Annotated in this window: 12 protein-coding genes; 9 read left to right on the forward strand and 3 right to left on the reverse strand. The window is 39.2% G+C overall.

All coding sequences use genetic code 11. The annotated features are described in order from the left end of the window. Positions 1–27 precede the first annotated feature (27 nt). Positions 28–870: an AraC family transcriptional regulator gene (locus AB5935_RS04670; protein ID WP_038612578.1), complete on the reverse strand. Its 843-nt coding sequence runs from the start codon at positions 868–870 to the stop codon at positions 28–30. A 127-nt stretch (positions 871–997) separates the two neighbouring features. Here AB5935_RS04670 and AB5935_RS04675 point away from each other — a divergent pair, with 127 nt between their 5' ends. From AB5935_RS04675 to AB5935_RS04700, 6 genes are all read left to right on the forward strand, one after another. Then, positions 998–1,597 carry a sugar O-acetyltransferase gene (locus AB5935_RS04675; RefSeq protein WP_038611264.1) on the forward strand — a complete coding sequence of 200 codons (600 nt, stop codon included), beginning with the start codon at positions 998–1,000 and terminating at the stop codon, positions 1,595–1,597. A gap of 2 nt (positions 1,598–1,599) precedes the next feature. After that, entirely contained in the window at positions 1,600–2,247 is a 648-nt protein-coding gene (locus tag AB5935_RS04680) for an HAD family hydrolase (protein ID WP_038611260.1), read from the forward strand. A 48-nt stretch (positions 2,248–2,295) separates the two neighbouring features. Beyond that, positions 2,296–2,967 carry a zinc ribbon domain-containing protein gene (locus AB5935_RS04685; RefSeq protein ID WP_120053244.1) on the forward strand — a complete coding sequence of 224 codons (672 nt, stop codon included), beginning with the start codon at positions 2,296–2,298 and terminating at the stop codon, positions 2,965–2,967. A gap of 116 nt (positions 2,968–3,083) precedes the next feature. Further along, positions 3,084–4,232 carry a GyrI-like domain-containing protein gene (locus AB5935_RS04690; RefSeq protein WP_038611257.1) on the forward strand — a complete coding sequence of 383 codons (1,149 nt, stop codon included), beginning with the start codon at positions 3,084–3,086 and terminating at the stop codon, positions 4,230–4,232. Continuing rightward, positions 4,229–4,834, forward strand: a complete 606-nt coding sequence (locus tag AB5935_RS04695; RefSeq protein WP_038611254.1) for a hypothetical protein — start codon at positions 4,229–4,231, stop codon at positions 4,832–4,834. The genes AB5935_RS04690 and AB5935_RS04695 overlap by 4 nt, the downstream gene beginning before the upstream one ends. A gap of 34 nt (positions 4,835–4,868) precedes the next feature. Continuing rightward, positions 4,869–5,717, forward strand: a complete 849-nt coding sequence (locus AB5935_RS04700; protein ID WP_038611251.1) for an RteC domain-containing protein — start codon at positions 4,869–4,871, stop codon at positions 5,715–5,717. Between the two features lie 38 nt (positions 5,718–5,755). Here the strand turns inward: AB5935_RS04700 and AB5935_RS04705 are convergent, their stop codons facing one another. Further along, the gene (locus tag AB5935_RS04705; protein WP_038611248.1) at positions 5,756–6,568 is read right to left on the reverse strand and encodes a helix-turn-helix domain-containing protein; all 813 of its coding nucleotides are present in this window, start codon (positions 6,566–6,568) and stop codon (positions 5,756–5,758) included. Positions 6,569–6,596: 28 nt separating this feature from the next. Continuing rightward, positions 6,597–7,946: an MATE family efflux transporter gene (locus tag AB5935_RS04710; RefSeq protein ID WP_038611246.1), complete on the reverse strand. Its 1,350-nt coding sequence runs from the start codon at positions 7,944–7,946 to the stop codon at positions 6,597–6,599. Between the two features lie 395 nt (positions 7,947–8,341). On the opposite strand from AB5935_RS04710, the gene AB5935_RS04715 reads away from it, so the two are divergent. Genes AB5935_RS04715 through AB5935_RS04725 form a run of 3 tightly spaced genes read left to right on the forward strand, consistent with a single transcriptional unit; the run spans position 8,342 to position 11,000 of the window. Then, positions 8,342–8,701 (forward strand): helix-turn-helix domain-containing protein, encoded by a 360-nt coding sequence (locus tag AB5935_RS04715; protein WP_038611244.1) that lies wholly within the window; start codon positions 8,342–8,344, stop codon positions 8,699–8,701. Then, positions 8,664–10,709 (forward strand): AAA family ATPase, encoded by a 2,046-nt coding sequence (locus AB5935_RS04720; RefSeq protein WP_008772025.1) that lies wholly within the window; start codon positions 8,664–8,666, stop codon positions 10,707–10,709. The genes AB5935_RS04715 and AB5935_RS04720 overlap by 38 nt, the downstream gene beginning before the upstream one ends. Positions 10,710–10,721: 12 nt before the next feature. Beyond that, on the forward strand, positions 10,722–11,000 hold the full coding sequence (locus tag AB5935_RS04725) for a helix-turn-helix domain-containing protein (protein ID WP_008772024.1): 279 nt from the start codon (positions 10,722–10,724) through the stop codon (positions 10,998–11,000). Positions 11,001–11,421 lie beyond the last annotated feature (421 nt).

The following is an 11,421-nucleotide window of genomic DNA, read 5'->3' on the forward strand; positions in this document are numbered from 1 at the left end:
AATCTGTACTTATGCATTCTAAAAAACTTATTGCCCCCTATGCTTCTTCCTAAAATCAGTAGGGTTGCAATCTTTGTATTTCTTGAATAGCCTATTCAAATGGCTTTCATCCGTGAATCCCAGTTCTTCCACAATTTCGCTAATTCTCATTTCACTGTGTAAAAGCCGACTTTCCACCATTTTCATCTTATAGTTTAAGATATACTGTTGCATGGTTTCGTTGGTCTGTTTTTTGAAATACCTCCCAAGATAATTAGGGGAAATACCAAAATGCTGGCTTATCGCTTTGGCTTTTATCTTTTCGGGATAGCAAATGTTGGATTGGATATATTGCAAGATGTTCAGCGACTTTTCTTCCGAGTTTTCATTTATCTGTTCAGGCAGGAACATGGCAATGTTGCGAGCGACAACAATAACAATCGTGTTGATTAACTGCGTAATAATTTCACTGCTGTATATGTTTCTGTTCACATATTCACGGATAATCGCTTCTATCATAGGTTTTACCAGCAATTTATCGGTTTGATTGCGCAATATACAGCCGGGACGGTGATTGGCGTGTTGCAGTATAAATTCCAACCGTTGAATGTTCTCCGCTCCAAAGACAGCCGAATGAATATAGATGTCATTGAATTTTATATAAACAAATTTAGTGGTAGTGTGAATGTCGAAAGAATGTATGTCACCGGGAGTAATCATAAAAAGGTGTCCGTCATGATACGGAAATTTGTTGTTGTTTATCCACTGAATACCTGTTCCCGATAGAATATAGACCAGTTCAAAAAAAGTATGGTCGTGTTCCTTTAATTGCGATTCGTCCAGTTCACTGAAACAGATTTCAAACGGCTGGTGTAGATTTTCCCTTTTCATCTTATGATTTTTGTTATTTCGGGTGTAAAGATACAAATAAAAAGAAAAATAATACATATATTTACGGCTAGATATGTATAACTTTGCCGCAAATAAGATAAAGCAGTAACTTTTATCATGATTAGGTATGAAGAATGAACTGGAAAAATGCTTGTCGGGCGAATGGTATGATTGTCATGCTCCCGTATTTATGGGGTTTAAAAGAAAGACGCATGAATTGTTGCTGAAATACAATTCATTGCCGTATGATTATAAAGAGGAAAAGTATGCGCTATTGAAAGAAATGTTTGAAAGCGTTGGCAAGAAAGTTTCAGTAGGACATTCTTTTATATGCGATTATGGCTGTAACATCAGTATAGGTAATAATGTCAGCATAAACACCGGATGCACCTTTGTGGACTGCAACAAAATCATTATCGGCAACAATGTATTGATAGCCCCCAATGTGCAAATCTATACGGCTACCCACCCTGTTGAATTGAATGAGCGGCTAACACCGACAGAAACGGAGGACGGGACAGCATATATCCGTCACACGTATGCCTTGCCTGTTACCATTGAGGACGGTTGTTGGATTGGCGGCGGTGTCATTATCCTGCCGGGTGTTACTATCGGTCGGGGAAGCGTTATTGGAGCGGGAAGTGTTGTCACCAAATCCATTCCGGCAAACAGCCTTGCCGTAGGAAATCCATGTAAAGTAATTCGGGAAATCAATACTTCCATATAGCCATGATTAAATTAGTCGCTTTCGATTTGGACGGCACGATAGGCAATACCTTGCCGATGTGCATACAGGCTTTCAAGAAAGCCACACAACCATATATCGGACATGAATTGTCGGATGAAGAAATGGTTCATACTTTTGGTTTAAATGAAAAAGGTATGATTGGGTGTGTCGTTGATGAACCCTATCGGCAACAGGCATTGAATGACTTTTATGTGATTTATAAGGAATTGCATCAAGAAATGTGTCCGACACCTTTTGAGGGAATACGTGAGTTGATAGCCTTGTTAAAGCAAAAGGGTATCATTGTGGCACTTATCACCGGAAAGGGGATAAATAGTTGTGATATAACCTTAAAGCAATTCAAGATGAAGACTTGCTTTGCAAAGGTCATTACGGGAAATGCAGAAAGGAACATCAAGTCAGAAGCATTGAAAGGTCTCTTACATGATTATCATTTGGCTGCAAATGAAATTGTATATGTCGGGGATGCGCTTTCAGATATAACGGAGTGCAGGAAAGCCAATGTGATGTGCCTGTCTGCCGCTTGGAGTATTTCGCAAAATGAAGTGACAGCCTTAGAAAGCAGTAACCCTAAAAATGTGTTTTATTCGATACTGTCCTTATCCGAATATCTTAATGCGAGAACGTGATTGTCTAATTTACAGTTAATTTTACCAACCCAATTAAAACAGAACAATATGAAACAGAGAATTTGCCAAAGTTGTGGTATGTCTATGCCCACTGATGATTTGTTAGGCACTCACGGTAACGGATGTTTGTGTACTGAATATTGCTGCCACTGCTTCCAAAAAGGATTTTTCACCAATCATTCATTGGAGGAACAAATCGAACTGAATACCCAACCCGAAAGTCTGGCTACATTTAACAAAGCGTCAGGATGTAATTTTACCAAAGAAGAAGCTATCGAAGGACTACGCAAGTTCCTGCCCACGCTCAAACGCTGGATGCCTATCCGGCAGCAGGCAGAATGGGTGCTTGAACAATGCGGCTACATCATACTTTCCACTGTCAGTAAAAATGGTTATCCCCGTCCGGTAGCTATTGACCTATTGCGCCATACCGGTATATCAACTTTATGGATGACAACAGCCTTATCCACAGAAAAGGTAAAACATATCAGACAGAATTCAAAAGCCGGAGTTTGCTTTGTTCACGAAGCGGACAGCGTTACTTTAACCGGAAAAATAGAAATACTTACTGATACGGAAACCCGTCAGTGCTTTTGGCAAGACTATATGCTGCACTATTTCCCGCAAGGTGTAAACGACCCGGATTATTGCATTCTTTGTTTCCATACGGAAGAAGCAGTTTTGTGGATAGACAGGAAATTTGAGCGCATCGTGTTATAATGTCTATTCTTGTTTTCGTATGAAAAGTTTGTTTTATCATACGAAAACAAGAATAGCTATTTAGGGTAACTTTTTCTCTGGCTTATTCCGTATATTTGCTTTCAAATAAGAGAACTATGGATATAGATAACGAAAAGAAATATTGCCAAAGTTGTGGTATGCCATTAGACATTGAGGGTATTTCAGAATATGGAACAAATTCTGACGGTACGCTCAATCAGGAATTTTGTTCCTGTTGTTTAAATTCCAGCAAATATCTTTTTGATTTCTCAATGGAATACCTCATTTATCTTTGGGGGCTTTTCCCTGATTCCTATAATCAAATTGCAGGTACGAATTATAAAAGCGAGGAATTAAGAAATGTTTTATCCAACAGATTGCCTAATCTAAAGCGGTGGAAGCAAAAAATAAACACTGCCCATATACACTATGCCCTTATAATAAATGTTCAGGAATATATCAATCGGCATTTATTTGAGGACTTAAACTCTGACAAATTATCTCGTGTCGCTTGTATGTCGATATATCACTTTCGGAGAGTATTCAAAGATGTTGTGGGAGAGAATGTCGGTGATTATATCCATAGGTTAAGGTTGGAATATATTGCTTTCAAACTTATTTCAACAAACACAAGGGTATCGGAACTGCTTGAACAGATAAATTTTCACAATAAACACACTTTATCAAGGGCATTTAAAAAGCATTTCCAAATGTCTATCCCTGTTTTCAGGAAAGCATATTCAAATGTTGCTTGTGAAAATAAGATTATAAAACAGCCTGACTGTTCAATAAAGAGGATTAAAGAATTCAAAGTTGCATATTTGAAATTTGAGCGAACACATAGAAATAAGCAAGGATATTCTACTTTGTGGGGTCAGATAATAGAATTTGCCAAGAAATACAATTTGGCAGATAAAGGCTTCAAATACGTTAGTATCAGTTTGGATAGTCTTGATATTACGGAAATAGATAAATGCCGATTTTTGATAGGGGTAACTGTTCCCTATTCAATGGAAATCCCTAAAGGCTTTGGGACTTTGAACATACGAGCAGGGTTATATTCTGTATTCAACATAAAAGGGAACTACCAAGAATTAAACAAAATTTACCGGAATATTTACCTTGATTGGCTGCCAAATAGCAAGTATCGTTTAAGAGAACAAATGACTTTTGAATTATATGCCAATACTCCCGATAAAACCAGCACGGAAGAATTGGTGACAGAAATTTATTTACCCATTGAAGCAAAACAAAAGATAAAATGAAAAACGAAATAATTCAATTTTTAAGAGAGAATATCATTGGCAAAACATTGCTTACTGGTGCAGTTTATAAATTAGAGAACGGAAATTTGGAAGGCGTGTATAACGACAAAATGACATTCTCAAATTTGGTAACAACAGAAAACGGCTTTAAGTTCAATATGACAACTGTCACCCAAGAACTGGTTTACAATTTGGATGATAAAGGAACAAGGACCACCATAGCCAAAGATTACACAGGAACAAGTGTGTTTTGTTATGAATTGGCAATGCGGAAAAGCACAAAGCAAATCACAGGTTATATGCGCTGTGTTTCAACCACAGTTCAAGATTCCACAATGGAAGCCGTAGTTTGTGGAATATTTGATGTGACTTTTGACGGGAAAGAACTGAAATGGCAAGAAAATCAGTTGCTATATAGAGATAATCCCATAGGGGAAGATAAATATAAACCAGTCGCCTTTCATTCCAAAGTTCGTTTTTATCTTGATAACGGGAAAGTCATATTTGAATATTTGCCAACGCTTTGGGATATATCCCCTGACACATTGGAAAAAAGATTGTCTAAAGATGATTATCCTCCTTATATATCAAAAGAACAGTAATCGAATGAAATAAATAAAATGAACTACTTATACAATGAAAGAAGAAGTAGATAAGATATTAGAGCTAATAGAGGTCGATATATCAGAAATCGACCTCTACGGCTATGATATTATCGAAACTTCTCTTTCAATGGTGCATAAGTTACAAAGCATACTTAATGATTTAAGGATGAGAGTTCAAACCTATGTCTTTCCAACCAAAGAGGATGAAATACTATTCTTCAAGATGCAGAAACCGGAAATACTTGCCCGATTATTATTCTTCTATAAGATTTATCGGATAGAAACACAATGTCCTAATGGTAGCGATGAAGTAATTAGAAGTTATATCAATCGGGAACTGGATAATCTGACCTATTTCTTCAATCGCAACTTGGACTTTTACCAATACTACCGTTCACATTCAACGGTGTACGATGAATATTATTTTGTTCGTGGGAATGCAGATTTACGCTTATGCACCGATAGCGCACAATTCGACAAAGACCCGAATTTTTCAACCGGATATGACTATAAAGTGGCTAAGATTATAGCCAATGAAATGCTGCGTATTTATCTGAACAAACGATTAGTGAAACTGGAAACTAACAATCAGATAGAAGACAATCTTCAAAAGTATCTGAAATATCCTTTCCGTTTCACGGGTAAAAAAGTCTTTTTGATAGAATTAGGGTATGCCCTTGTATCTGCGGGCGACATCAATAACGGCAATGTAGAAATAAAGGAAATGATGAAATTTCTTAGTACGGTATTTCAAGTAGATTTAGGCGATTACTATGCTTCTTATATAGCCATGAAAGAGAGAAAAGACCAGACGGCATATCTTCATCATCTTATAGATAGCCTGATTAAACGGATGAATGAGGATGATATGAAATGTTAGCACAACAAATAATTACAAAAAGCATTGTTGCTGTATTTCTATAATTCAAAATGCAACACTTCTACTTTTTCATTTGTTGGGAGTGAAAGAAAAGCATTGGGCGTATTGCCTGAAAGTCTTTTTACTTCCCTATATAGGTGCGGTGTATCATAATATCCCGCTTGGATAGCGACAGACAAAAGGTTATCGAATGAAGTATTGGATTTTAAAAGGTGAATAGCGTTCCAAAACTTGATGATTCTACTATATTCTTTGGGCGAATAACCTGTGTAAAATTTAAACTTCCGCTCAAATTGTCGTAGGCATAAGCATGCTTCTGCTGCCAACTCCTTAATCGAAACAATACCTTTCTGCCTACTAATCAAGGAAACAGCATAAGATATTTGCTTTTCTGTGTCCATGTTGTTTTTGTACACTTGTCTAACCAATTCATGTTCAATAATATCAATCGGATTTTGATTGGATTCGCAGAGTTGATATATGAAAGATTGACTAAAAAGAACTGGAAATTCTTGGCTGTCAATCCCTTGATTTGCCAATTCGTTTAACGGAATCTCTATAAATTGAAAAAGTCCGCATGGGCGAAACCGTACTCCTATAATATGAATGAAGTTTGTGTGAGCAACCAATTCTGTAAATGTATTCATCGGTCCAAAGAAATAGGAATGATAAGGTTTCATTATCAGGCTATTCCTGATGCAATCTGCGGCATTGCCCACGATGAAAACAAGGTCAGAACAACCATGAGGTGGAATGTTGAATTTCAATCCACTTCTTGTTTCTCCTTTATATTCCCAAAAGTGATAGATAAAAGGAGCTAATACGCTACATGGGGAATACTCTTTATACATATAACAAAGATAATTATCAACTCTGATTCTAAGAAATATTAGTGATTAATTTTTTGTCTTGATTGATAAAGTTCATCCACCAATGGTGTATATAATAAAGAGAAAGTATAAACACGCATGAAAAGTAAACATGCTCCGATGTCCACAATAGTGGGACACTCGAACTAAAATGACTAATTGTTTCCACATATACTATGTAAACGACTAAAGATATAAATGCTATCAATAAAGAAGCGACAGTATGACCTATTCCCGAAACTGCACTAAAAAATACGAATGTAGGTACAGCAATCAAGTAAGAAGTCAGCATAACCTTTAATGTAGGGATAGCCTCAAACACCAATATTGTATTGTCACTATAAATCCGCAAAACAGATGAAGGGAAAAACAGAAACAGTAACATTATCGGTAAAATAGTCATATAACATAAGAATATTACTTTTTTACACACATATAGAATAGAGCTACTTTTATTCTCTCCTATGAGATTTCCAACCAAAGAACTAACAACAGATGCAAAAGCTTGTACGAAAAGAAAAAGAAAGGACGAAATATTTCTCACAATATTCGTAATAGCTAATGACCTCTCCCCAAAATGCTCCATTGTAATGAAGAAAACGAACCAACTGCCAAATACTAATCCATGCTGTAACATCATCCAAATAGAAATAGATAGCATCTTTTTAAATATTGTACAATCTATGGTTATTCGCCTTTTTAATCCATATTTGCAAGAACTTACGTTCTTTTGGGTATATATGATAAAATGAATTACCGCAACCGCTTCGGAAATGACTGACGCTATGGCTGCTCCAGAAATGCCTAATGCGGGAATACCTAATGCTCCAAATATTAAGATATAATTCAGAATAACATTAATTGCTACCATAGTTATGGAATTGAGCTTTAATGCGGAAGTGTGTATTATTCCGATATAGAAAGCTCTAAACATGATAATTGTAAAAGAAAAAAAGAAACCATAGATTCTCCAATCAAGATATTGCAAAACTGCTTGGAGTACAGATTCAGAATCTATAATCGATTTTAATATAATTGGTGAAATTATAGAAGAAAGCAATATTACTATTGCTGCGATTATCAGCAAAAACAATATGCCTTGTGAGAGAATTTTTCCAGTTTCTTTATACTGTTGGTTCCCATTATATTGGGCTATTAAGATTTGCGCTCCTATGCTGAACCCAAATCCAATCATGTATATAATCATATAATAAGTACCAGCTATAGCTGATGCAGCCAATTCGGTTTCTCCAACTCTTCCTAAATAGGCTGTATCGGTAAAACCTATCAAGTATTCCATTAATAAACTAACCAATACAGGCAGACTGGTTTTATAAATTGATATATAGGTAATATTCATACTCATTTCATTTATCCGGCAAAGTTACTTAACTTGGTTCATATCAAATTGTATAAAAACGACATGGATGTTTTTATATGACATCCAAGAAGCAAATACGATACTTACAAGATATTAGCAACCGTTTCTTGACAATTTCACGTTGGTTCAAAAAAGGATGAAAATGATATGAACTATAAATTACTGTATTCCAATATGTAGAAGTACCATGTTCACCCCAATATGGTATTTTCTTTTTATGGTGAAATATACTTTGAAAATGACATTTTTGGGAAGCTTTTACGCCGATATTCCCCTAAAATAGCTTCAAAAAAAGTAATACCATGATAGGTACAACCATGACTTTTAGGTTATTTCTTCTTCTGAACTTTGCGGCAAATCAATAAGTTAGCAATATGGAGATTATAACATTCGAGTCCAAAGCCTACAAGGAACTGGACAATAAGATTACCGCCATTGCAAACTTCATCTTCAACCAGTTGGACGAAAGCAGGACGAATGAGGATGAAATTTGGGTGGACAGTTACGAGGTTTGCACCTTTCTTCAAATCAGCGACCGTACCCTGCAACGCTTACGGGCTAATGGAACTATCGCCTATTCCAATATTGGAGGGCGTTGTTATTACAAGATAGGCGAGTTGAAACGCCTGTTGGAAGAACGGCTGATAAAAAGCAATGATGAATGTATGCGTAATTTAGTTGCAAATCACAAGGCTTATGTTAAGGAAAGACGAAATTCTAAGCAGGACAAATAGCGGATTGTCCGTGTTCAAGCACTATCTACCCGGCAACTGGCGCATTGGTCGGAATTTTCTTAATCCGTTTTATCTGGATAAGAAAGCATCGTGCAACATCTACTTCGACCGCCATAGCGGTATGTACAAGATGAAGGACTTCGGTAACGACAATTACAGCGGCGACTGCTTTTTCTTTGTGGGGCAGCTGAAGGGATTGGATTGCAACCGTGCGGCTGACTTCGTGGAGATACTGGAGATTATCGACCGGGATTTGGGATTGGGACTGGTGGCAGGAACTCCGATAGCCATTCCGACAACAACAAACAATCGGACAGTACCGGACAAAACCGAAGAAGCACCCGAAAAGCCCGTCAAGCCCTACCAGTTCCGGGAACAAAAATTCCCGCTTGCCGAACTGGTGTATTGGCAGCAGTACGGCATCACGCCCGAACTGCTGGAACGTTACAAGGTCTGCTCGCTCCGGGAATACGACAGCGAAACGGCAGAGGGCAAACCGTACACCTACACTTCATCGGTGGCAGAACCCATGTACGGCTACAAGGGCAAACAGTACATCAAGCTGTACCGCCCGTTCTCCACGCCCCGCTTCCTCTACGGCGGCAGTTTCGGCGAGAACTACTGTTTCGGGCTGGAGCAACTGCCAGCCAAAGGCGATACGCTATTCATCACGGGCGGCGAGAAAGACGTGCTTTCGCTGGCGGCACACGGTTTTCACGCTATCTGTTTCAACAGCGAAACGGTGACGATACCGCCCACGCTGGTCTATCGGCTGACGTTCCGCTTTAAGCATATCATTCTGCTTTTCGATATGGACAAGACGGGCAGGGAAAGTTCATGCAAGCAGGAAAAACTATTGGAAGAATTTGGAGTGAAACGCCTGCTCCTGCCGCTTCCGGGTACGAAAGAGGAAAAGGACATTTCCGACTACTTCAAAGCCGGAAACACCCGTGAAGATTTCCTAAAACTGTTTATCGAATTTTTAGACAACCTGTATAGCGACACATTGATTATGCTAAAATCATGCGAGATAGATTTCAATAACCCACCCGCCAAAGCGCAGGTTATCATTTCGGCGGGCGATGTTCCATTGGGAACGCAAGGCAACCTGTTCGGCATCACCGGGGGCGAGGGAACGGGAAAGAGCAACTATGTAGCCGCAATCGTGGCGGGCTGCATCTGCCCGGCTGGTACGGAAACTGATACACTGGGCATACAGGTAACGACCAACGGCAGGCACAAGGCGGTCTTGCTCTATGACACCGAACAGTCGGAAGTGCAGCTGTTCAAGAATGTAAGCAACCTGCTGGCAAGAGCCAAACAGCAGGACAAACCGGAAGAACTGAAAGCGTTCTGCCTGACGGGTATGTCCCGCAAGGAGCGTTTACACGCCATTGTGCAGAGCATGGATAAGTTCTACTACCAGTACGGTGGCATCCAGTTGGTTGTCATTGACGGCATCGCCGACCTTGTAAAGAGTGCCAACGATGAAGCGGAAAGCGTGGCGGTGATAGATGAACTCTATCGGTTGGCAGGCATCTATAACACGTGTATTCTGTGTGTGCTGCACTTCGTCCCTAATGGATTAAAGTTACGGGGGCATTTGGGCAGCGAACTGCAACGCAAGGCGGCTACTATCCTTTCAATAGAGAAAGACGAAGAACCCACGCAGTCGGTGGTGAAAGCCCTGAAAGTGCGTGACGGTAGTCCGCTGGACGTTCCGCTGATGCTCTTTGCGTGGGACAAGAAAGCCGGGATGCACGTGTACAAGGGGGAAAAGCCCCGTGAGGAAAAGGAGAAGCGCAAGGAAAGGGAACTGGTGAACGTAGCCCGTGACATCTTCGGGCGGCAGACACATATCACCTATATAGACCTTTGCGAACAGTTGCAGCAGGTCTTGGACGTAAAGGAGCGTACCGCAAAGAGTTATATCCGCTTCATGCGTGAACGGGACATTATCGTTAAAGACCCGGCAAACCAAAGTTATTTTATGATAGGTCTTATTTAATCCGGTAACATTATGTATATAGATAAAGAAAACTTCGTGGCATGGATGGAGCGTATCATGGACAGGTTCGATATGCAGGAAAGGAAGATAGACCGTCTGTTAAGTGAACACAATTACCTGAACGGTGAAAAACTGCTTGACAATCAGGATTTGTGCTTTATGCTGAAAGTAAGCACCAAGACCTTGCAGCGTTACCGCAAGAAAGGCATATTGCCCTATATCATGCTGGACGGGAAATATTTCTACCGGGCAAGCGACATACACAGGCTAATCCGTGAACGGATAGATTAAACATATTACAAATAGAGCGTTTATGCTTTCCGTTATCCTGCCGTGTAATTATGATATGGCAGGATTTCATTGATTTGCAAGGTTATTTCATTGATTTTCGCTACCTTTGCAAAAGTAAATAAGAGAATAAGCGGCGATTGAACGGCTTCGGTCGTGATTTCGTCTTTATATATAACATATTCGTTCGCCGAATATCTCACTACGAAAACTGGCACTTTTCAAAAATGACGAGATTTCAGCGCAATGTCTATGCTATGCTTCGTCATAGCGTGGGCTTGCCTGTTTCGTCATTTAGGTATGCCAGTACCTCGTAGTGGAGCAGTGTAAGTTCACGCTTCTTTTTTGGCTCACCCGATAAATCAGGGGGAAAATTCTTTAATTCTATAGAAAATTTGCACCTTTGTACCATGAACAATCAAGG

This window comes from Phocaeicola sp. RTP21198st1_B8_RTP21198_201120, from assembly GCF_040929485.1.
In the GTDB taxonomy this organism is placed as follows: domain Bacteria; phylum Bacteroidota; class Bacteroidia; order Bacteroidales; family Bacteroidaceae; genus Phocaeicola; species Phocaeicola dorei.

Excerpts from the sequence above, each read along its gene's own strand:
- AB5935_RS04675 (WP_038611264.1), top strand. The coding sequence starts at position 998 with ATGAAGAATGAACTGGAAAAATGCTTGTCGGGCGAATGGTATGATTGT.
- AB5935_RS04700 (WP_038611251.1), top strand. The coding sequence starts at position 4,869 with ATGAAAGAAGAAGTAGATAAGATATTAGAGCTAATAGAGGTCGATATA.
- AB5935_RS04725 (WP_008772024.1), top strand. The coding sequence starts at position 10,722 with ATGTATATAGATAAAGAAAACTTCGTGGCATGGATGGAGCGTATCATG.
- AB5935_RS04720 (WP_008772025.1), top strand. The coding sequence starts at position 8,664 with ATGTTAAGGAAAGACGAAATTCTAAGCAGGACAAATAGCGGATTGTCC.
- AB5935_RS04680 (WP_038611260.1), top strand. The coding sequence starts at position 1,600 with ATGATTAAATTAGTCGCTTTCGATTTGGACGGCACGATAGGCAATACC.
- AB5935_RS04695 (WP_038611254.1), top strand. The coding sequence starts at position 4,229 with ATGAAAAACGAAATAATTCAATTTTTAAGAGAGAATATCATTGGCAAA.
- AB5935_RS04710 (WP_038611246.1), bottom strand. The coding sequence starts at position 7,946 with ATGAATATTACCTATATATCAATTTATAAAACCAGTCTGCCTGTATTG.
- AB5935_RS04715 (WP_038611244.1), top strand. The coding sequence starts at position 8,342 with ATGGAGATTATAACATTCGAGTCCAAAGCCTACAAGGAACTGGACAAT.
- AB5935_RS04685 (WP_120053244.1), top strand. The coding sequence starts at position 2,296 with ATGAAACAGAGAATTTGCCAAAGTTGTGGTATGTCTATGCCCACTGAT.
- AB5935_RS04670 (WP_038612578.1), bottom strand. The coding sequence starts at position 870 with ATGAAAAGGGAAAATCTACACCAGCCGTTTGAAATCTGTTTCAGTGAA.
- AB5935_RS04705 (WP_038611248.1), bottom strand. The coding sequence starts at position 6,568 with ATGTATAAAGAGTATTCCCCATGTAGCGTATTAGCTCCTTTTATCTAT.
- AB5935_RS04690 (WP_038611257.1), top strand. The coding sequence starts at position 3,084 with ATGGATATAGATAACGAAAAGAAATATTGCCAAAGTTGTGGTATGCCA.